The organism is Chryseobacterium cucumeris (genome assembly GCF_016775705.1).
GTDB lineage: Bacteria > Bacteroidota > Bacteroidia > Flavobacteriales > Weeksellaceae > Chryseobacterium > Chryseobacterium cupriresistens.
The window spans coordinates 3,216,444-3,235,826 of the sequence record NZ_CP068760.1 but is presented as its reverse complement, the minus strand read 5'-3'; the positions used below and the strand labels follow the sequence as shown (position 1 = coordinate 3,235,826).

Sequence of the window (19,383 nt, the reverse complement as noted above, 5' to 3'; positions counted from 1 at the left end):
TTTTTACAATAGTATAAAACAATAAGTATGCGCAGAAGAACCCGTAAGAAAACTACCGCTCCCAGGCCGCCTGTGCCTGTGACAGAACCTGAAATGGTTGAAAAAGAAATCATGCCTTTTGTTTTAAGACATGAAGATGAAATTATCAGCTATATCAGGGACAAAGCTGTCAAAGAGACCATGAAGTCTCTTGCTCCTCTCCTGGAAAAACTGGAAGAAGCTGTAAAACAGCATGAAGCAGCTCCTGCTCCTGTTGCTGCTCCACCACCTGAAACCCCTGTCATGAATTATGAAGAACAGCTGAAAAAGCTGCAGGAAGCCTCTACAGCAAAGGTAAAAGAGAAAGAACTTAAAATAATGGAGCGGATGAATAAGCTGAATACAAGATTGGGTAATATCAAACCTTAGAACCACCAAAACGAATTAATATGAACGAAATTGATACAATCATTACCGGAATGTCTACCGCAGTACCTCAGGCTATTTCCGCACAGGTAAGCGCACATTCCACCGGACAGATGCAAATCAATTCTGCATTGAATCAGCAACGGAATGCTATGACCGGGATCAGCCATTATGTGATGGGATTAAAAAAAATGAGTTCCAAAAATATAAAAATAAAGGAATTGGAGTCATTTAGAAAACAGCGTTTCTAATTCCTATTCCACACAACTACGGATGCGGTTTATTTCTCTGCAAAGATGAAATCCGGTGCCCTCAGCATATATACAATCAGGTCAACATTTATTTTTGCACCGCCTTTCAGATGCTGTCGATGTACAAAAACAATCATTCAGAATCCATCGTTAGCCCAAAGGAATCCGACATTGACAGCATACCTTCAGCAGGAATTTATTTTTAAGACAGATATTAAAAATAAGACCGCATCCTTTTTAGAAAAAATATGCTTTAAACTCGCGCAGATTTTACAGACAGGGGTTTCTGCCATTGTATTCAGAGCCACCCTTCAGAGCCAATTTATTCATAACCTGTCTATACCAATGTTTTTGAAACGCATTGATCTGCAGGATCTGTGGTGAGTTTAAAACCCAGACATAAACTAGTTTATCTCAATAATTTATTAACCGAGATCCGATCTCAAAAAAACAATTACAATTATGCCAGTTAATGAACAAATCACAGACGCAGTAACACAATCGAACGTAAAAGTAGTAGGAGAATCTCCTGCAATGGCACTAGCCAACGTGTATCAATCTGCAGCCCATTCTACAGGAATCATGTTTGAAAATGCGGTAAACACGCAAAATCAGCAGAATATTTTAGGCCAGGCGGCAACCACTCAGGGAATCCTGCAGATCTATAGCCTGGACACTGTAGCAGACGCAGTATCTATGGCTAAGATTCTTAAGCCTTAATTTTTAAACTTTTTGATAAAAATAATCATCTCAGCCGGAAAGCCCGGTTGTTTTTAACCCAATAAATCATCATTATGCCAGTTAATGAACAAATCACAGACGCGGTAACGCAGTCTAACGTAAAAGTAGTGGCAGAATCTCCTGCAATGGCGTTAAGTAATGTGTATCAATCTGCTGCACATTCTACAGGAATTATGTTTGAAAATGCGACCAACGCTCAAAATCAGCATAATATTGTTACCCAGGCAGCCACTACACAGGGTGTAACTCAAATCTACAGCAAAGATACCATCGCTGATGCGCTTTCTATTGCTAAAATTCTTAAACCTTAATCAGATTTTGCCTACCGCAAAATAAATTAACCCGCCGGAAAACCCGGTAATTTTAATCAAAATAAACAATAATCATTATGCCAGTAAACGAAAAAATCACAGACGCAGTAACGCAATCCAACGTAAAAGTAGTAGCAGAATCTCCTGCAATGGCTCTAAGTAACGTATATCAGTCAGCAGCACATTCTACAGGAATTATGTTTGAAAATGCAATCAACACTCAAAACCAGCAAAATATTGTTACCCAGGCAGCGACTACACAGGGAGTAACTCAAATTTACAGTCTGGATACGATAGCAGATGCGGTTTCTATTGCTAAAATCCTTAAACCGTAATCACTTTTTACGAAACTATTATAATCAATTATCCGAACAGCCGGAAAACCCGGTAATTTTAACCCAAATAAACAATAATCATTATGCCAGTAAACGAACAAATCACAGACGCGGTAACGCAATCCAACGTAAAAGTAGTAGCAGAATCTCCTGCAATGGCGACGGCCAACGTATATCAATCAGCGGCCCATTCTACAGGAATCCTGTTTGAAAATGCAGTGAATACCCAGAACCAGCAAAACATTGTTACTCAGGCGGCGACTACACAGGGTATTGCTCAGATTTACAGCCTGGATACTGTGGCAGATGCAGTTTCAATCGCTAAAATCCTTAATCCTTAATTTGTTTTTGCGAATAGCTTAAATACCATTATCCGAACAACCGGGAATTCCGGTTGTTTTTAACCCAAATAAACAATAATCATTATGCCAGTAAACGAACAAATCACAGACGCGGTAACGCAATCCAACGTAAAAGTAGTAGGAGAATCTCCTGCAATGGCACTAGCCAACGTGTATCAATCTGCAGCACATTCTACAGGAATTATGTTTGAAAATGCAGTGAATGCACAAAACCAGCAGAACATCTTAGGTCAGGCAGCCACTACACAGGGTGTTATCCAGATCTACAGCCTGGATACAGTGGCAGATGCCGTTTCTATTGCTAAAATATTACATCCTAAATTATAGTGTTTTTTTAGATTTCTTGTGATCAGGGAGTACTTTGAAGTGCTCCCTGATTCTTTTTGGATCAGACTATTTATCGAACAATATAATTTCATCCGGATCTATTACCTTATTCTGTACGGCATAAATGACAAGTCCGGCCATATTTTTCACGCCGGTTTTGATCATGAGATTGGTCTTGTGGGTTTCTACTGTTTTGGGTGAAATAAACAGAGAATCTGCAATTTCTTTGGTGCTCAGCTGCTGGCAGACCAGTCTTAAAACATCAACTTCCCTCTCTGTCAGTTCATTTCTGGAGAACGCGTGAAACTCCGGAAGTTTATTGGAAAGCTGGGTTCTCATGACATCGATCTGATCATTGGAAAAGTAATGTCCTGTATGATAAACCGACTTCATAACGGATAATAATTCCTCCAGTTCAATTTCTTTAGGCAAAAAAGCATGCGCTCCCAGCTTCAGCATCTGCCCCATGAATGAGCAGCGGTAGAAGCTGGTAAGAACAATGATTTTTGTTTCACTTTCTTTTTGAGCCAGTTCGGCCATTACTTCAAGACCGTCACCGTTGCTCATTCTCAGATCCAGAATCAGGATATCTAAAGAAACAGAATCCTTTTCTTTAAGAAACTGATATCCTCCCGTTGAGGTAAGTACAACCTGATAATCTCCATTGTTTTCAATATAATTTTTCAAAAGCTGTACAAACAGCAGATCATCATCTACAATTCCGATTTTAATTTTTGAGTGTTCCATGTTTATTTTTTATTGTATTGCCATACAGGCAATGAATTTTGTGCCTTTTTCAGGCTGGGTTTTAAGTTTATAGATGGCTTTAATTTTTTGAGCTCTGGACTGAATATTCTTCAGCCCGATCCCTCCTGACTGGTTTTCAATAGCGAACCCACGGCCGTTATCCTCTATGGTTAATATTAAATAGTTCAGAGAGATTCTCAGTGAGACATCTACTCTGGTAGCTTCAGCATGTTTTAAAATATTGGTGATCAGTTCCTGAACAATTCTGAAAAGATTGAGTTTTACAGGGTTGCTGATCGGAGTTCTGATCGTCATATGACTGAAAACGACCTCTATATTTTTATCGATCTGATCAAGATAATCTGCAATTAAATCTACCAGGTCCACCTCATCAAGATCTGGCGGCGTGAGATTATGAGATAATTCCCGTATGAACTGCATGGATTTTTTTAAATCATGATTCAGTTCTTCCGGTTTTTTATCATTGATACTCAAACGGATAAGATTCAATTGTGAGATAATATTATCATGAAGTTCTTCGGCCAGCCTTTCTCTGTCCTGTTCCTGTAAAAGCAGCATGTTTTCCCGATATTCTTTTTGGGTGTTCCGAACCAGCTTTGAGACTTTCTGTTTGTTTTTCTTTATACTTTTCAAGTAATTAATTACCAATAATGTAATGAATAATGTTGTTAAAAAAAACAGTCCAATACCAATCCAAATCCATAGAACTATCTGATCCTGATTTTCCCAACGCCCCATCCCAGATTAATAAAAGCAAGATAAAAAGACAATAGCAGAATGCCTCTAAAAAGCCAGACAGGAGCTACCCAGTTCAGATGATTGCTGATTAAGAAATTAAAGGTAGTGGAGATGATACATTCTATAGAGAAAAACAGAAAAACGATGATATTCACAATAAACAGATCTCTGTTTACCCTACCTTCCCTGATAATTTTCATAAAATAAGAGGCTGCATAACTACAAATAATAATACTGGTGATAATGTTGAAATAAAAAGTAACCTTTGTATCATTCTGAACATACAACACATTAGTCATCAACACCAGTACAGCATAACCATAAATTATCCATCTTAACTGACGGGAAAGCCGGATATAATAATTGCTGTAAATCACAGTAAGGATCATCAAACCAAAAAACTGGCTCAATATATAATTATAAGTATTGAGTGTATTTAATTTCATCAGCCGGCCTGTTAAATCCGACAACTCCAGCATCAGTTCCCCTGAGAGAAGTATAATCACGGGAAGTTTTGTTTTGATCTCTTCCTTTATCAATACAATCAATCCGGTACATAGGACGAGATTAATTATAATTTGCAGATACAGGGATAAGCTGTTATACGAAAACACGGGTGCTTTGCTTCAGAAGTTGATAATCATTAAGAGTATCAATAATAGTAAAGGGAGGTCTTGGGGTGGAATAATTTTCAGCGGTCTCGCTCATATGATTTACCGCCAGGCTTTTCACAGTAATGATTTCGATATGATAAGGGAAATCAGAATCTTTTTTTTCCAGATCATCAGTAAGCCCGAAGAAGCTGGTGCAGGTCTGTCCTGCGGTAATTCCAATATTTTTATAATCTGAAAACGGAATGGAAATCAATTGAAAAATATCTTCTGTTTTCTGGGCCTGCAGCCAGGAAGTTCCGAACATATTCCATCTGAAGTTACGGTTAATGGCTGATTCAGCAGTAATGGGAGGAACATCTATCACCATATCATTGCTGCTTTCTATTTTTGATTCACTGAATTCTACTAAGAAATCTTTAACAAGAATGGTATTGAAATGAGCATCTTTATCACTTTTAGAATCGATCAGGAAAAATTTCAGCTTACCTTCATGAATACCCACATAGGCATGAATCATTTGGGGTTCCGTGGTTCCCAGATTTTTTTTCCATAGTTCAATGTCTTCGCCTGAAACACTGAAGTGGTTTCCCTGATTCAAATAATTCAAAATTTCTGCTCCATTGGTATCAATTCCAATTTTGTAAGAATCAATAAGATTTTTCCATTTTCTGATAGCTTCAAAGATGTTTTCAGTAGTCATGATAATATTTATTTGTGAATGATAATTATTTTATGAGTTGAAATTTACAAAAAAAACAGACTGATCTATTTTTTAAATCACATTCAGGTGGAAAATAAAATATAATTTGAGAAAAAAATACTTTTTCTTCTATCTCTAATAAAATTAAACCGGAAACACCACTTATCTTTGTACCGGAAATCCCTTTAAATATGTACTAACATGATTCCATTTCACGAGCTTATATTTTTTATTCTAGCCGCACTCATTTTAGTCATCAGCCCCGGTCCTAATATGATTTATCTGATATCAAAGTCGATAACACAAGGGAAAAAGTCCGGATTTATCTCATTAGCCGGAGTCGTATGTGGATTTTTATTCCATATCATCATGGTTTCATTTGGTCTTACCGCTGTTTTACTGGCTGTTCCACTCGCTTATACCGTTCTTAAAACCCTGGGAACAGTCTATCTTTTATATCTTGCTTATCAGGCTATCAAGCCCAAAAGCAGAAATATTTTTGATGTTGATAAAAATGGTGCTCATGATAGTCCCAAAAAGCTTTTCACCATTGGTTTTTTAACGAATGTACTGAATCCGAAAGTGGCTGTTTTTTACCTGTCTTTCTTTCCTCAGTTCATCAAACCAGAGTATGGCTCAATATTGACCCAAAGTCTGGAACTAGGGATCATTCAGGTTCTGATCAGCTTCAGCATCAACTTTATCATTGTATTAACAGCTGCAAAAGTTGCTGTATTCTTTTCCAATAATCCGGTGTGGATAAAGGTCCAGAAATGGTTTATGGCCAGCGTATTAACTTATTTAGCCATAAAAATGGCATTTTCAAAAGCAAAATAAAATCCGGAACAGGTTTCCTTCTGTTCCGAATTCCGGTGTATATTCATATAAAATCTGACTTAAAGAAAGCATCATGATTATGCACCGCGAATTTGAGATTAAAATCCGGGATGTAAAACCGTGAAAATACGTAATTTTGCTGTTCCGTATTATCCTCATCACAACAGGTTTAAAGATGAAACAGACCATTCCCACCTATGATTTAAATGGTATCACCCACCATCAGTTCCATATCAAAAGGATGGATAAACAGCCTTATGATTCTGGGGATATTCTTCTGGGCAAAGGTATACACCGGGACAGTCATTATATTTTCACCTGTATGGAGAGCGGTCATGTGAGAATGATGGTTGACTTTAAAACTATTGAAGCCAAAGAATCCACTATTTTCTGTGTATTGCCGGGACAGGTACATCAGGGACTTCTTATGAAAGAGGTCTGCGGATGGTTTGTAGCAGTAAAAGCAGAACTTGTTCCGGATACAGTTCGTTCTTTTTTTGATGAATCTTTGGGTGAAATACAGCCGCTGTCTGTGGATAAGAACCTTGTCAAAAACCTCAATACGACAGCCGGCCTACTTCATGCTTCATATACGAACGAAATGCTTTCCACTAAAGAAGGATTTCTCATTGTTCAATCACTGCTTAATGCCTTTCTCGGAATGTTTGCCCAGTTGTATTCTCAGAAAAGTACTTCTCCGGCTTCAGAGGAAAACCGTGCTTTACAATTAACCAGAGCATTCAGGACTCTTGTCCGGAAAAATTTCAAAACCATGAAAAGTCCATCAGAATATGCAGAAATTTTGAACATTACAAGAGGATATTTAACGGAAACGGTTCGTGAGGTCACAGGAAAGCCTGCACAACACTGGATTCATCAGGAAATTTTAATCGAAGCCAAAAGATTGCTGGTCTTTACCAATCTGAGTGTAAAAGAAGTAGCTTATGAACTGGGATACAGTGATCATACCTATTTCAGCCGTTTATTTTCCAAACTTGAAGATCAATCTCCATCAGAATTCAGAGGACGGCATCAATAAGATCATCAACCACGAATAATCCAATTAATTCCCCGAAACCGCTATCGGTATTTTCTGATTTTGCAACGTCCTTTGCAATAAAAATGATTTATGCCGAGCCTACCAAAATGGATCAATGACACCGTAGAAAATGTCTGGTCCTCAAAATTCAAAGAATGCACCGTTAACCATATAGAACAGATCACCAATGATCTTCGACTGATACGCTTTGAAACAGAATTAGAGAATGTTCCTTATGAACCTGCCTATGCCATTGGAATAAGAATCAACGACAGGGATTTCAGGAATTATTCTCCTTTTAATTTTAACAAAGAAGCAGGAACTTTTGATGTTTTGTTTCATTTGCATGACAGGTCTGCTGCAGGAAGTCATTTTGTAACCGGACTGACAAAAGGAGATTCCATAAAACTTTTAATGCCCAGAGGAAAACAATTCTTTACTCCAGGTGCCCGGATTCATTTCTCTCTGGGAGATGAAACATCATTGGGAAGTTCTCTTTCGATCAAGGAAGCGGTGGAGGAATCCGGTTCTTTATTTATTTGCCTTCATGAGCTTGATGATTGCTCTGCTCTTGAAAAGCTCAGCTTATATGGCTATCACTGTCCTAAAAACAATACCATGAGAATGATTGAAGCTTTGAATGATTTTCTGCTGGAAGAAAAAGAATCCATCTCTGATGATGAGGTTATTTTTTATCTCACAGGAAACGGAGGACGAATGTCTCTGATCAGAAAATTCCTTAAAGCCAGAGGCGTATCACCAAAATGTATCAAATCACAAGCCTACTGGATTGAAGGGAAAAAAGGACTGTAAAAATGGATCAACAAAAGTGTTTCTACTTTAATAATGAAACTTTATCTGCTAATAAAACACCATTATTACCAGATAAAGTTATCATTTTCCGTTACCCAAAAAATAAGGTGCAAATTATTTATACTTCTTTCCTAATTCCCTCACCTTACTAAGCCATTGAGACCGTTGCTCCTCTTTAGAATTCCTGATAATACCTACATAAGTCACTTTCACCGGTTTTACCCCACAGTATTCAAGTATGGATTTTTTAAGCTGATTGACACTGGGTCTGCCAAAAAACAGACGGTAATACCATCCAGGTTGGTCTAATGTGGTAATAATGTGGGCTGTTTTACCTTTTAAAAGCTTGTCCCACCACACAGAATTTTCACGATATTTATAGGCCATTCCCGGTAAAAAAAGACGGTCTATAAATCCTTTCATCAAGGCAGGAAATCCTCCCCACCAAACCGGATGTACCCAAACGAGATGATCTGCCCACTGAATAATTTCCCAGGCTTTGATCAGATCCGGCTCAAGCTCCATTCTTTTCTGATATCCAAACTGTAAATTGGGATTAAAGTTGAGATCCCGTATTACAATTTCCCGCACTTCTGCTCCTGTTTCTGAGGCTCCCAACCTGTAAGCTTCTGTTACCCCAAAATTGAAGGAATCTTTATTGGGATGCCCATTGATAATGGCTATTTTTTTCATGATTTCACATTAATATTGATAGAATCGTAGGCATTAAGCTGTTCCATTAATGATAAAGGCTCATGCAGCTGATGGCTGAAATACACCTTGTTTTCATGAGGATTTCTCAACAGTTCTTCGGTGTGCAGAACAGCAGATAAAGCGGTTAATTCTGCCTGTCCTTTTTCACTCTGCAAACTCAGTCTCTTTTGTCCTGACGGATCATCGACTACAATTTCAAAGACCGCCTGATCTCCGTTACCGCTGGATCCAAAAATCATTTTTCTTTCTTTTAAAGACAGAATATTGTAGATTCTTAAATATTGAAATGCTCCCAGCAGCCAGGTTATGAATTTTGAGTTGTAGGTCATTTTCACACTCACATCGGAAATTCTTTCCACTTTGTTGAGAATATACAAGTCGGGCACATCAAAATTATAGGCGCTTCTCTTCCCGATTCCAAAGGAAAAATTAAAAACTTCTGTATCTAAAAAATGTCTGATAGAAACCGGTTTGTCATTCTTATAATGCACAAAAGGAACGGCTACATTTTCTGCCATAAAGTGAGCAGAACTCTCTCCTGCCAGATCTTTTACAGAATAGTAGACAAACAGTTTCACCTCATTAATATCACCGGAATCTGACAAGGTATTGACTAATCCAGGGACAATACCACCCATCCAGCCTGAACTGAAAACAATTCTGCTGTTAACATCTGATTTACCGGCAATTTCATAAGCCTTCACCAAAGCCGGAGTAGGTTTTGTAATATCCAGATAGTCTATGTGGTGATCAATCGCAAAACGAAGTACATGATCTTCTTTATCATTCACGGAAAGGATAATGAGATGTATTTTTTTCTCTGAGATCACTTTAAACGAGGAAGGATCTGTAACGTCGATCTTCAGGTCTTTATCTGTTTTTCCACCTTTTCTCCCTCCGATAAAAACAGTAAGATGAGGATTTCTTGATATCAGGATCCGGGAAATTGTTTTTCCAACCAATCCATTTCCACCAATTATCAGAATATTTTGCTCCATAACTTTTTTTGACAAAAGTAGAGCGCTGCTGTTTCAATAAACAGGACAAATGTCTAAAAAGAAATTTCCTTTCTGATGCGGCTCAGGTGACGTTGGGTAATGCCAAGGTAGGAAGCCAGATACTGCAATGGAATGTTTTGAATATAATCAGGATGATTCTTTAACAGTGTTTGATAACGCTGGGCTGCGCTGTCTCTTTGCAGCTGAAAAAAACGTGATTCCAGTTCAAGATATTCCTGTTCTGCAATGATTTTTAAAAACTTTGTCCAGTTAAGACTGTTCTGAACCAGTTCATCTACCGCATCTTTTTTAAGAATAATCAACTCAGCATCAGTAATAGCCTGCATACTTTCTTTGCTTGGGCATCCGGAAACAAATGACGAATAGGCGGCGATCATATGATTGGGAAACCGGAAACAATACGTCATATCTTTTCCTTCATCAGAGGTGTAAAAGGAACGGAAGATACCGGACTTCACCAATCCTACTTCCTTGCAAAGCTCTCCTTCCTGTATGAAATAATCATTTTTGCTGATATGCCTGAATTCGGAATGCTTCAGAAATTCTTCAATTTCATTTTCTGAAAACAGATTAAAGCTTCGGAAATAGTCACGTTCCATGATATCAAATAAGTTTCAGCGAAAATAAATAAAAAGATGGAGGCAATGTTGTTTATCAACGCAAAGTTTTAATTTTTGCAGAGTTTTAATGTAAAGAGGGCAAAGACGGGATCAATTTCATTGATTCATTCTAAGCTCATACATAGCCATATAGCTTCATCAGCGACTTTGTTGAAGCCTTAGCCCTCTTAAGAATAAGATGTTCTAATAGTTTCTTTGCGTTTTTATATCAATCAGTTTGAATATTTTAAATCAAATAGATCCGGCTGATTCCCATTGAAAACAAAAAAAATCATCTCAGGACGAGATGATCTACCGTTTTGAATTTACTTGAGTTATTTATGAAGATATGAATGATGTTTTGTTGATACAAATATAGGGCAGGCCTTGTTTTTATCCGTCAGTAGAATCCCTGTAATTATATCCGTAAAAATACGGTTGTATAAAAAGAAAAGCCCTGAAGGAAATACCTTACAGGACTTTTGGTTTATCTAACAATATTCAGTTTAAAGTTCAGGGGTTAAGGTTTAAAGTGATGATTGACATCTGCTTTCACCTTTGAATCTTTATTAAAGAGGGCTTACCAGTTGAAGGAACCATTCTTTTACTTCTCCATCCAGGTGTGGAGCAAGCTTTTCTTCACAAGTTTTATGGTAACCATTCAGCCATGCGATTTCGCTTTCTGAAAGCATCTCTTTCACTACTGTATCTTTGAAGAACGGACAGAATGTTAATGTTTCAAATTCATAGAATGTTCCGTGAATTGTTTTCTCTGCTTCTTTTACTGCAATCAGGTTTTCATGACGAATTCCATAGTGTCCTTCAAGATAGTAACCAGGTTCATTTGAACATACCATTCCCGGAAGAAGCTCCTGAGGGTTCAGATCTTTTCTGATATTCTGCGGTCCTTCGTGAACGTTCATGAAACTTCCTACCCCATGTCCTGTACCGTGGTTGAAGTCTTTTCCTTCCATCCATAGCGGTAGTCTGGCAATAGCATCCAGGTGTACTCCTTTTGTTCCTTTCGGGAATTTCACCATTGATAAACGGATCAGTCCCTGTAACACCAATGTTGAATTTCTTTTAAACTCTTCCGAAGGGGTTCCTAAGGCAAAAGTTCTCGTAATATCTGTAGTTCCTTCAAGGTACTGGCCTCCTGAATCTACCAGAATTGTTTCCTCATTGGTCACTTCTTTACTACCTTCTTTTTTAGCAGAATAGTGCATGATAGCACCGTTATCTTTATATCCAACGATAGAACCAAAGCTTTCTCCGACAAAGTTTTCACCTTCTGCACGGAATCCTTTCAGTTTCTGCCCGATAGAATATTCATTCATGGCTTCTTTTCCTGCATTGTGCGTTAGCCAGTAAAGGAATTTCACCATTGCTACTCCGTCTCTTACCATTACTGTTCTGAAACCATTCAGCTCAGCTTCGTTTTTCTGAGCTTTCATCAGGTTGCCGGGAACCGGAGCTTTGATAAACTGATTGTCTGATTTTAATGTTTCAAAAATCTGTTGGTTGCTGTTCGGAGAAACCAAAACTTTTTCGTTTTTGAAAGTTTTCAGATAATTGTAGAATTCTTCGTAAGGCATCATTTTTACAAAGGAATCATCCATTTGTTTTCTTGCAGCCACTTCCATTTTCTCTAATCCTGTGAACAGAACAGCATCATTTTTAGTAATCACAATGTATCCTAAGAATACAGGATTGCTTTCTACATCACTTCCTCTCAGGTTCAGTGTCCATGCCACATCATCAAGACTTGAGATAATGTGTACGGTAGCTTCCTGCTCTTCCATTTTCTGACGGATCGCAGCAATTTTATCGGATACTGATTTACCGGCTCTTTCAACCGGATGAACAAAGATAGGATTAGCAGATGGAGTTCCTCTGTCTTTCCATACTTCTTTTAAAAGCGGAATATCTGACAGCGTAATATTTTTGGAGTTGAGTTTTTGAGAAAGCAGTTCCCAGTTGGCATGAGAGGCTGCAACAGCATTTACCGCCACTTTACCGCCTGCAGGAATTTCTGAAATAATCCAGTCGATATAATTGGGAGTTCCTTCCATTCCATCTTTGAAAAGATCAATTCCGGAACCTTCCAGCTCTAAGGCAGCTTGTGTAAAGTATCTTCCGTCTGTCCAAAGTCCGCCTTTATCTTTGGTAATTACCACAAAACCAGCAGAACCTAAGAAGCCGGAAAGCCATGCTCTCTCCTGCCATTCTTCGGGAAGGTACTCGCTCATATGCGGGTCTGCAGAATATACTATAAATGCATCAACATTATTTTTCTGCATTTCTTCACGAAGCGCAGCAACTTTTTCCTTTGAAGTCATTCTTTTTATTTTTAACCACCGAAAGTTACAAAAAATTTGATGTCTGAAGGTAAATCTACCGGCTATTTTGCTTAATAATTCTTTATTCTTAAAGTGTTCTGAAAAAAATCGAACAACTGAACACATTTAACAAAATAAACCATTTTCAAGTAAAAAAAACTACCATATTATCAAAATAATAAATTTTTGGAAAGATTATTGCTACATTTTATTGCATGAAACAGCAAAACTACAATAACCACAGGAAATTTTATCCGCCACATCATTTCATTTATCTTCCATTGCTTATGATATTGGAGATTTTAGGAATTTACAAAATCTGGGATGACCCCGGAAATCAGCTGATCTGGATACTGTTTTCTGTCGTGATTTTTTTGCTTTTTTATCTGGCATTTATGACAAGGCAGCATTATGCGCTGGGACTTCAAAACCGGTTGGTTATACTGGAATTTAAACAGCGTTATTTTGAGATCTTCAATAAAAGGTCTGATGAAACTGCTGAAAAACTGAAATTCGATCAGATTGCTGCATTGAGATTTACGTATGATGATGAATTCAAAGAGCTTTTATACAGAGCACTTCATGAAAACATCTCAGGAGACGAAATTAAAAGGTCTATCAAAAAATGGAGAGCTGACCGACTCAGAATTTAACACACCAACAAAATATATACCTATGAAAAAATGGAGCTTTTACAGTATTATACTGTTAAGTATACTGACATTAACAAGTTGTGAAGCCGTAGAAACGATTTTTAAGGCAGGAATGTGGTGGGGAATAATCTTAGTCTGTGTGATAGTAGGGATTATTTTACTGATTTTTTCGAGGGGTAAAAACTCTTAACCATGTTTTATGGAGAAGAATACAGATTTGGAGATCATTTCTCACCTTAAGCCTTCAAAAATTGTTAAAATAATGAAGGATCCGGAAGCTTCTGCAAAGGCGGTACATCTCGTATATACCACCGATGCGGAAACCGCCGGAATTACCCGTAAGAAAACCGGGAAGAAATACTCCTATTATAAAGACGGAGAAAAAATAAAGGATAAAGACGAAATTACCCGGATCAATAAACTGGTGATTCCGCCTGCGTGGGAAAATGTATGGATCTGTGCTCTTGACAATGGCCATCTTCAGGCCACGGGTTTCGATGTAAAAAAAAGAAAACAGTACCGCTACCACCCTCTGTGGAGTGCTTTAAGAAATCATACAAAATTTTACAGAATGCTTCAGTTCGGATATGCATTACCGGACATCCGTCTGCATATAGAACAGGATCTTGCCCTGAGAAATTTTGAGAAACGAAAAATCCTTGCCTTAATTGTAAGCCTTATGCAAAGAACCAATATCCGTATCGGGAATAACGTATATGAAAAATTATACGGTTCTTTTGGTCTGACCACATTAAAGGATAAACATGTAAAGGTAAAAGGACAAAAAATTTCTTTTTCTTTTAAAGGGAAGAAAGGTGTCATGCATCAAATCGACCTCAGGAGTCCAAGGCTGGCAAGGCTTATTCAGAAATGCAAGGATATTCCCGGGAAAGAGCTTTTTCAGTATTTTGATGATGAAGGAAACCGCCATTCCGTCGATTCCGGGATGGTGAACGACTATATTAAAGAGATCAGTGGTGAAGATTTTACCGCTAAGGATTTCAGAACATGGTCCGGAACCGTAAGTGCTCTGATCGCTTTTAAAGAAATCGGGTATGCGGAAAATGACACTGAATATAAAAAGAAGGTAAAAGAAGCCCTGGACATCGTGGCAGAAAACCTGGGAAATACATCGGCTGTCTGCAGAAAGTATTATGTTCATCCTTTAGTCATCAACCTTTACGAGAATAATACGATCAAAAAATATCTTGACGAACTGGAAGTCATAGAAGAAAATGACGGAAAAGCAGATCTGACGAAAGAGGAAAGGCTGGTTTTGAAAATTCTGGAAAACGAGAGAATGTAGAAGATGGAAGAATGGAAGCTGGGAGATGGAAGTTCTGAAACTCTTAAAAACAACTTCTGAACTTTCGATTCATTTTGTTTACCCTGCTTCAATACTTCCAGCATCTGACTTCCCGCTTCCAGCCTTATGACACTGAAATCCTACTGTTATTCAAAAACTGAATCCTGTATTCCTTCGGGGTGATTCCTGCAATTTTTTTGAAAAGCTGGGTAAAATGGGATGCGGTATGGAAATTCAGTTCATAGGCAATTTCTGCAATATCTTTACTGGAGTGAAGCAATGCTTTGCTGTAATTGATATCAATCTCATTGATCCATTGTTTTGGAGATTTTTGAGTTACTCCTTTTACACACTTATTAAGATAACTTTCCGTAACGGACAGTTTATCAGCATAAAAAGCCACTCTTTTTTCTCCTACATGATATTTAAACAAAAGATCACGGAACTGAAGAGACAGTTCCATGGGGCGTGTTGCAGATTTGTGATGGGTATCAGAATCTGTGCTCAGCATTTTGATCAGAATCAAATGAAGCATTGTTACCACTACATCATTGATATTCAAATTATTCAACCATAATTCCTGTTCCATTATCGGAAGAAGCTGTGTGATGGTTCCGTAGGTTAAGCTGTCCAGATTCAGGAAAGGGGTCATGAAAAAGATACTGCTTTTATGTTTTGGCAGTTCCTGTTCAGATAGAATATTATTTTCATAAGCAAGGAAGAAACCTTCAATATCGTCTGACAGCTCTACGGTTGCGGTAATTGTCCCTTGTTTGATAAAGATCACGCCTCCTTTTTCAGCATGATATTCTTTATTTTCAAGATACTGTCGGATATGGCCATTGGTAACGAAAATAATAAAATTGAACGTTGTACGATACGGAATCACCGGCATCAGAATACCTTTAAGATAATTTTCTATCCGATACAGCTGTATATCAGCATTATTAGCCAATATCTTATCCGTAATATTCGGCAGAAAAAGCTTTTTATATTGAAAATTGGATAGTACTTCCATATCCTTGTTATGATTATTTAAAGTTATACAAAATATTTTAAAGCAAAGGAGGTAAGTAAAAGAGTGAAAAAGCTAAAGTGTAAATAGTAAAGATCCCGAAACACGTATCCCGAAACCCATAATTTACTCTCTTCAATCCTTCTACTCTCAAACTCTCTCACCCTCTCACTCTACTACTCTCCCACTCTCCCACTCTCATGTTTAGAACTTATAATACACTCCTACTCTCACTCCAAAAGGACTTCCTGGTGTATAAGTAAGATCTGTAATGGGTTCTGCTTCTCCTTTTAACTGCGTTTCTGTGGCAAACTGAGCTTCATTCCATTTTACATTGAAAAGGTTGTTCATCTGAATATTCGCTCCCCATTTCTGACGGTTATAAGAAAGCATCAAATCATTCACAAAATAGGCTTTCGTTCTGATGCTGTTATCCTCAACAGCGGGTCTTGCTCCCAGATATCTGTACTGAAGTCCCAGAGAAAAACCATTCAGGAAATCCCAGTTGACAGATCCGGTACTGGTAACTACCGGAGCCAGCGGAACGTAGTCCTGGCCTTTTTCTTCTTCGGTAAATCTGGCGTGGGAATAATTGATATCTGCATTCAGGTAAAAATTTTCCAATGGCTGGAAACGAACACCAAGATCAGCCCCGAAACGTCTTGATTTTCCGGAAGGTTCTACTACTGCATCATCTCCTACATACACAAATTCCTGCTGAAGATCCATATACCATAATGCCGGAGTAATGATCAAGGATTTGAACGGGTGTAATCTTACCCCAAAATCCGCTCCGATGGAGTACGGAAGAGTATTTTCGTTCTTATTGGGAACTACTACTCTTAGGTCATTGGAGTGGAAACCCATTCCTGTTTTCAGGAACCACATGACATTGTCATTCTGAGCATAGGAAAAATTCAGTTTGGGACTCAGTCTTGTTGCTTCTTTCGACTGTCCGGAAGGTAATTGCTCCACATCCAGGAGATTGTGCATATTAAAGATAAAATGATCCACTCTCAAAGCTGGATTGATGGTCCATTTTCCTGTCTTCCATATCAATCCTGAATAGGCATGAAGATTGGTTTCCGTTCCTGTCACATCGGATAGTCTGTCCAGCAGAAGGTCTCTGTGATAAACGTGATTAAGCTGTAAGGTATTGATATCATCATTTCTTAGTCCGATTCCTGAAGTCCAGTTTAAAGAGCTGTTGGCAAAAGAAAAAGTCTTTGTATACTTTACTTCAGCACCGTAAATATTTCTTCCATCCGTCTGCTGAATTTCGTCTCCATGCTCTTTATCCTTTAAATTAAAGGTAAAATCGGAATACAGGTTGAAATTGTATTTTGAATAAAAAGCCATCGCATCAATCTGCTCGGAAGGAGAAATAATGTGCTTAAAGTTCATCTGGAGGTTTGTTCTGGAAGTTTTCCCACCTTCAGTAGGATCTATACTTCCCCATCGGCCAATGATTCCTTCGTCTACAGCACGTTCCGGAATCTGTCCGGAAGCATTCCAGGAAGAATTAAATGTTGAAAACTGGATATTGAAGTAATCTTTGTCAGTCAGCCATTGATTGTATTTACCGAAGATATTAACCCTGTTAAAATTCTGTTTTACATCAAAAGGTCCGTCGGTATAGTTGTATTCCGCTGCCACATACGCATTCTTTCTACCAAGATCATCATGCAGAATATTGAACATTCCCAATACTCTTTTGGAGTTGAAAGAACCTCCTTCCAGTTTAATCATACTGTTTTTCAAGCCATTGTAGGTCTGAAAATCAACATAACCAGCGGTATTAAAGTCCCCACGGTCCATGTAATAGGCTCCTTTTCCAAAATCGATATTGTTTACTGTTTCAGGAATCACAAAATGTAAATCAGAATATCCCTGACCGTGGGCGTGAGAAACAATGTTCACAGGCATTCCGTCTACATTGACGCTTACATCGGTACCATGATCCGCATCAAATCCTCTTAAAAAAAGCTGTTCTGCTTTTCCTCCTCCGGCATGCTGTGCAATAAATAATCCTGGAACTTTCCTCAACAGATCCTGCGCTGAATTTACCGGAAATTTATTCAGATCAACCTTGGTAATAGCAGACAGAAATGAACTGTGATTGATGGCTACTTCAGAAATCTGAAAGGGCTTATGCTGTAAAAAAATAACTTTATTTTTATCATCATCATTGGTCACGACCCATTTTACCTCATCATATCCCTGACGGCTGACCACAAGGGTATCGGGAAGAGATTTTACAGGAATGGAAAATGTTCCGTCTGTTCCTGTGTGGATATGGCTGTTTCCGTGGTCATATTTTACCAAAGCATCGGCAATGGGAAATTTGTCATCTGCATCTTTTATCAGCAACTGTTTTTCTGTTTCCTGCGCCATCATTTTTCCACTGAATGCCATAACCAGAAATACGGCTGCTATTTTTGTTATTTTCATTTTTTAGTTTAATTATATTTTGATTTTAGAAACCAGAGGTTAGAAGTTAGAGGAATATCAATGGTGAATTTTGCTTCGCAAGTGAATTGTCAATCATTATGAAAAAACCTTAAACATTGAACTTTCTCACTCTTAAACTCTAAGACTCTCCAACTTTTTATTTTTTTGTTTTAAGAAATATTTTTTGAATCAAAAGTGTAATCCATGTTCCGGCTACAAATGGGAAAGTAAATACTCCGCCCACTATATCCAGGCAGTGATTGTCTATTAAAAGATCATCAATGGCAATGGTAATGAGAACGGCGATCAATACCCATAAACCATCCGTTTTTTTGACTCCGGAAAAAACAATTGCGGAAAGCACAGCATTAAATCCAAATAATCCCATGTGGATTTCTTTGATGGGTTCGCCATTCAACTGTGATAATCCCGCACCCAAAATAGACGCTGCCAATCCATATAAAGCAGCTATCGGAGAGCTAATAAAAACCGCCAGAAAGAAAATAATCCCGGAAAGCACTCCTCCCTGAAATATCACTTCCCCAAAGCCATTGGTACAGGTAAGAAAGTCATCATATTCTGAAGGAACCACTTCACTGCTTAGCATTTCAGAAGGCGGAATATTGGTAAAATGATGGAGTACAAATACCAATATCCATGTAATAATGATAAAAGGAAAAGTAAACACCGGTATTTTCTTTTGGATAAAGAAATGCTGAATAACAGCCGCCAATGCACCGCCCAAAACTATTAAAATCCAGATCAGCAAGGTTGTCTCAAATAGAAATGCCAATGCTACCCCTACAAGAGCTGCACTGAAACCATAAAGTCCCGCATTGATTTCAGATTTGTCATAATTAAGCTTCATTGCGATAAAAGTTCCGGCTGCTGTTGAAAGCAATACGGCCACTCCACACTGCCAGCTTCCTATAAAGATTCCTATCAGAAACAGAAGCCCGGTCCATCTGTTTTCCTGGAGCATAATCTGCCCGATTCCTTTTAAAATATGGTCTAAAAAAGGTAGCTTTTTGAAAAATTCGTTCATA

Annotated in this window: 23 protein-coding genes; 12 read left to right on the top strand and 11 right to left on the bottom strand. The window is 38.1% G+C overall.

The window, feature by feature from the left end:
* Nucleotides 1-27: 27 nt before the first annotated feature.
* The 7 genes from JNG87_RS14550 (at nt 28) to JNG87_RS14520 (ending at nt 2,732) form a co-directional block, all read left to right on the top strand.
* Nucleotides 28-408, top strand: a complete 381-nt coding sequence (locus JNG87_RS14550) for a hypothetical protein (RefSeq protein ID WP_202839066.1) — start codon at nt 28-30, stop codon at nt 406-408.
* A 20-nt stretch (nt 409-428) separates the two neighbouring features.
* Nucleotides 429-656, top strand: coding sequence for a RebB family R body protein (locus tag JNG87_RS14545; protein WP_202839064.1), 228 nt, complete (start codon nt 429-431; stop codon nt 654-656).
* A 462-nt stretch (nt 657-1,118) separates the two neighbouring features.
* Nucleotides 1,119-1,376 carry a RebB family R body protein gene (locus JNG87_RS14540; protein WP_110011409.1) on the top strand — a complete coding sequence of 86 codons (258 nt, stop codon included), beginning with the start codon at nt 1,119-1,121 and terminating at the stop codon, nt 1,374-1,376.
* A 74-nt stretch (nt 1,377-1,450) separates the two neighbouring features.
* A complete protein-coding gene (locus JNG87_RS14535; RefSeq protein WP_034697223.1) occupies nt 1,451-1,708 on the top strand; it encodes a RebB family R body protein in 258 nt (85 codons plus the stop codon).
* Nucleotides 1,709-1,785: 77 nt separating this feature from the next.
* Nucleotides 1,786-2,043: a RebB family R body protein gene (locus tag JNG87_RS14530; RefSeq protein ID WP_238349596.1), complete on the top strand. Its 258-nt coding sequence runs from the start codon at nt 1,786-1,788 to the stop codon at nt 2,041-2,043.
* A gap of 83 nt (nt 2,044-2,126) precedes the next feature.
* A complete protein-coding gene (locus JNG87_RS14525) occupies nt 2,127-2,384 on the top strand; it encodes a RebB family R body protein (RefSeq protein ID WP_238349595.1) in 258 nt (85 codons plus the stop codon).
* An 84-nt stretch (nt 2,385-2,468) separates the two neighbouring features.
* Entirely contained in the window at nt 2,469-2,732 is a 264-nt protein-coding gene (locus JNG87_RS14520; protein ID WP_034697228.1) for a RebB family R body protein, read from the top strand.
* A 66-nt stretch (nt 2,733-2,798) separates the two neighbouring features.
* Here JNG87_RS14520 and JNG87_RS14515 read toward each other — a convergent pair whose 3' ends face one another.
* The 4 genes from JNG87_RS14515 to JNG87_RS14500 all read right to left on the bottom strand — a co-directional run bounded on the left by JNG87_RS14515 (nt 2,799) and on the right by JNG87_RS14500 (nt 5,552).
* The gene (locus tag JNG87_RS14515; RefSeq protein WP_202839062.1) at nt 2,799-3,479 is read right to left on the bottom strand and encodes a response regulator transcription factor; all 681 of its coding nucleotides are present in this window, start codon (nt 3,477-3,479) and stop codon (nt 2,799-2,801) included.
* Between the two features lie 9 nt (nt 3,480-3,488).
* Entirely contained in the window at nt 3,489-4,058 is a 570-nt protein-coding gene (locus tag JNG87_RS14510; protein WP_202839060.1) for a sensor histidine kinase, read from the bottom strand.
* A gap of 149 nt (nt 4,059-4,207) precedes the next feature.
* The gene (locus JNG87_RS14505) at nt 4,208-4,744 is read right to left on the bottom strand and encodes a hypothetical protein (protein WP_202839058.1); all 537 of its coding nucleotides are present in this window, start codon (nt 4,742-4,744) and stop codon (nt 4,208-4,210) included.
* A gap of 94 nt (nt 4,745-4,838) precedes the next feature.
* Nucleotides 4,839-5,552, bottom strand: a complete 714-nt coding sequence (locus JNG87_RS14500) for a hypothetical protein (RefSeq protein WP_202839056.1) — start codon at nt 5,550-5,552, stop codon at nt 4,839-4,841.
* A gap of 201 nt (nt 5,553-5,753) precedes the next feature.
* Here JNG87_RS14500 and JNG87_RS14495 point away from each other — a divergent pair, with 201 nt between their 5' ends.
* The 3 genes from JNG87_RS14495 (at nt 5,754) to JNG87_RS14485 (ending at nt 8,241) form a co-directional block, all read left to right on the top strand.
* On the top strand, nt 5,754-6,389 hold the full coding sequence (locus JNG87_RS14495) for a LysE family translocator (protein WP_202839054.1): 636 nt from the start codon (nt 5,754-5,756) through the stop codon (nt 6,387-6,389).
* Between the two features lie 175 nt (nt 6,390-6,564).
* On the top strand, nt 6,565-7,428 hold the full coding sequence (locus JNG87_RS14490; RefSeq protein WP_202839052.1) for a helix-turn-helix domain-containing protein: 864 nt from the start codon (nt 6,565-6,567) through the stop codon (nt 7,426-7,428).
* A 90-nt stretch (nt 7,429-7,518) separates the two neighbouring features.
* Complete coding sequence (locus JNG87_RS14485) at nt 7,519-8,241, top strand: siderophore-interacting protein (RefSeq protein WP_202839050.1); 723 nt, start codon at nt 7,519-7,521, stop codon at nt 8,239-8,241.
* A gap of 114 nt (nt 8,242-8,355) precedes the next feature.
* Here JNG87_RS14485 and JNG87_RS14480 read toward each other — a convergent pair whose 3' ends face one another.
* The 4 genes from JNG87_RS14480 to JNG87_RS14465 all read right to left on the bottom strand — a co-directional run bounded on the left by JNG87_RS14480 (nt 8,356) and on the right by JNG87_RS14465 (nt 12,912).
* The gene (locus tag JNG87_RS14480) at nt 8,356-8,934 is read right to left on the bottom strand and encodes an NAD(P)H-dependent oxidoreductase (protein WP_202839048.1); all 579 of its coding nucleotides are present in this window, start codon (nt 8,932-8,934) and stop codon (nt 8,356-8,358) included.
* On the bottom strand, nt 8,931-9,953 hold the full coding sequence (locus tag JNG87_RS14475; protein WP_202839046.1) for a saccharopine dehydrogenase: 1,023 nt from the start codon (nt 9,951-9,953) through the stop codon (nt 8,931-8,933). The genes JNG87_RS14480 and JNG87_RS14475 overlap by 4 nt, the downstream gene beginning before the upstream one ends.
* 53 nt (nt 9,954-10,006) lie before the next feature.
* Nucleotides 10,007-10,573 (bottom strand): Crp/Fnr family transcriptional regulator, encoded by a 567-nt coding sequence (locus JNG87_RS14470; protein WP_137905255.1) that lies wholly within the window; start codon nt 10,571-10,573, stop codon nt 10,007-10,009.
* Nucleotides 10,574-11,142: 569 nt separating this feature from the next.
* Entirely contained in the window at nt 11,143-12,912 is a 1,770-nt protein-coding gene (locus JNG87_RS14465) for an aminopeptidase P family protein (protein ID WP_202839044.1), read from the bottom strand.
* A gap of 215 nt (nt 12,913-13,127) precedes the next feature.
* Here JNG87_RS14465 and JNG87_RS14460 point away from each other — a divergent pair, with 215 nt between their 5' ends.
* A complete protein-coding gene (locus JNG87_RS14460) occupies nt 13,128-13,565 on the top strand; it encodes a DUF6526 family protein (protein WP_202839042.1) in 438 nt (145 codons plus the stop codon).
* 199 nt (nt 13,566-13,764) lie between these two features.
* Nucleotides 13,765-14,871, top strand: coding sequence for a DNA topoisomerase IB (locus JNG87_RS14455; protein ID WP_202839040.1), 1,107 nt, complete (start codon nt 13,765-13,767; stop codon nt 14,869-14,871).
* Between the two features lie 124 nt (nt 14,872-14,995).
* On the opposite strand, the gene JNG87_RS14450 is transcribed toward JNG87_RS14455, so the two are convergent.
* From JNG87_RS14450 to JNG87_RS14440, 3 genes are all read right to left on the bottom strand, one after another.
* Nucleotides 14,996-15,889, bottom strand: a complete 894-nt coding sequence (locus JNG87_RS14450) for a helix-turn-helix domain-containing protein (RefSeq protein WP_202839038.1) — start codon at nt 15,887-15,889, stop codon at nt 14,996-14,998.
* 201 nt (nt 15,890-16,090) lie between these two features.
* Nucleotides 16,091-18,337: a TonB-dependent receptor gene (locus JNG87_RS14445; protein ID WP_202839036.1), complete on the bottom strand. Its 2,247-nt coding sequence runs from the start codon at nt 18,335-18,337 to the stop codon at nt 16,091-16,093.
* 157 nt (nt 18,338-18,494) lie between these two features.
* Nucleotides 18,495-19,382, bottom strand: coding sequence for an urea transporter (locus tag JNG87_RS14440; protein WP_202839033.1), 888 nt, complete (start codon nt 19,380-19,382; stop codon nt 18,495-18,497).
* Between the last annotated feature and the right edge of the window lies 1 nt (nt 19,383).

Coding starts and splice junctions, on each gene's coding strand:
- JNG87_RS14550 (WP_202839066.1), top strand. CDS start 28: ATGCGCAGAAGAACCCGTAAGAAAACTACCGCTCCCAGGCCGCCTGTG.
- JNG87_RS14545 (WP_202839064.1), top strand. CDS start 429: ATGAACGAAATTGATACAATCATTACCGGAATGTCTACCGCAGTACCT.
- JNG87_RS14540 (WP_110011409.1), top strand. CDS start 1,119: ATGCCAGTTAATGAACAAATCACAGACGCAGTAACACAATCGAACGTA.
- JNG87_RS14535 (WP_034697223.1), top strand. CDS start 1,451: ATGCCAGTTAATGAACAAATCACAGACGCGGTAACGCAGTCTAACGTA.
- JNG87_RS14530 (WP_238349596.1), top strand. CDS start 1,786: ATGCCAGTAAACGAAAAAATCACAGACGCAGTAACGCAATCCAACGTA.
- JNG87_RS14525 (WP_238349595.1), top strand. CDS start 2,127: ATGCCAGTAAACGAACAAATCACAGACGCGGTAACGCAATCCAACGTA.
- JNG87_RS14520 (WP_034697228.1), top strand. CDS start 2,469: ATGCCAGTAAACGAACAAATCACAGACGCGGTAACGCAATCCAACGTA.
- JNG87_RS14515 (WP_202839062.1), bottom strand. CDS start 3,479: ATGGAACACTCAAAAATTAAAATCGGAATTGTAGATGATGATCTGCTG.
- JNG87_RS14510 (WP_202839060.1), bottom strand. CDS start 4,058: ATGCTGCTTTTACAGGAACAGGACAGAGAAAGGCTGGCCGAAGAACTT.
- JNG87_RS14500 (WP_202839056.1), bottom strand. CDS start 5,552: ATGACTACTGAAAACATCTTTGAAGCTATCAGAAAATGGAAAAATCTT.
- JNG87_RS14495 (WP_202839054.1), top strand. CDS start 5,754: ATGATTCCATTTCACGAGCTTATATTTTTTATTCTAGCCGCACTCATT.
- JNG87_RS14490 (WP_202839052.1), top strand. CDS start 6,565: ATGAAACAGACCATTCCCACCTATGATTTAAATGGTATCACCCACCAT.
- JNG87_RS14485 (WP_202839050.1), top strand. CDS start 7,519: ATGCCGAGCCTACCAAAATGGATCAATGACACCGTAGAAAATGTCTGG.
- JNG87_RS14480 (WP_202839048.1), bottom strand. CDS start 8,934: ATGAAAAAAATAGCCATTATCAATGGGCATCCCAATAAAGATTCCTTC.
- JNG87_RS14475 (WP_202839046.1), bottom strand. CDS start 9,953: ATGGAGCAAAATATTCTGATAATTGGTGGAAATGGATTGGTTGGAAAA.
- JNG87_RS14470 (WP_137905255.1), bottom strand. CDS start 10,573: ATGGAACGTGACTATTTCCGAAGCTTTAATCTGTTTTCAGAAAATGAA.
- JNG87_RS14465 (WP_202839044.1), bottom strand. CDS start 12,912: ATGACTTCAAAGGAAAAAGTTGCTGCGCTTCGTGAAGAAATGCAGAAA.
- JNG87_RS14460 (WP_202839042.1), top strand. CDS start 13,128: ATGAAACAGCAAAACTACAATAACCACAGGAAATTTTATCCGCCACAT.
- JNG87_RS14455 (WP_202839040.1), top strand. CDS start 13,765: ATGGAGAAGAATACAGATTTGGAGATCATTTCTCACCTTAAGCCTTCA.
- JNG87_RS14450 (WP_202839038.1), bottom strand. CDS start 15,889: ATGGAAGTACTATCCAATTTTCAATATAAAAAGCTTTTTCTGCCGAAT.
- JNG87_RS14445 (WP_202839036.1), bottom strand. CDS start 18,337: ATGAAAATAACAAAAATAGCAGCCGTATTTCTGGTTATGGCATTCAGT.
- JNG87_RS14440 (WP_202839033.1), bottom strand. CDS start 19,382: ATGAACGAATTTTTCAAAAAGCTACCTTTTTTAGACCATATTTTAAAA.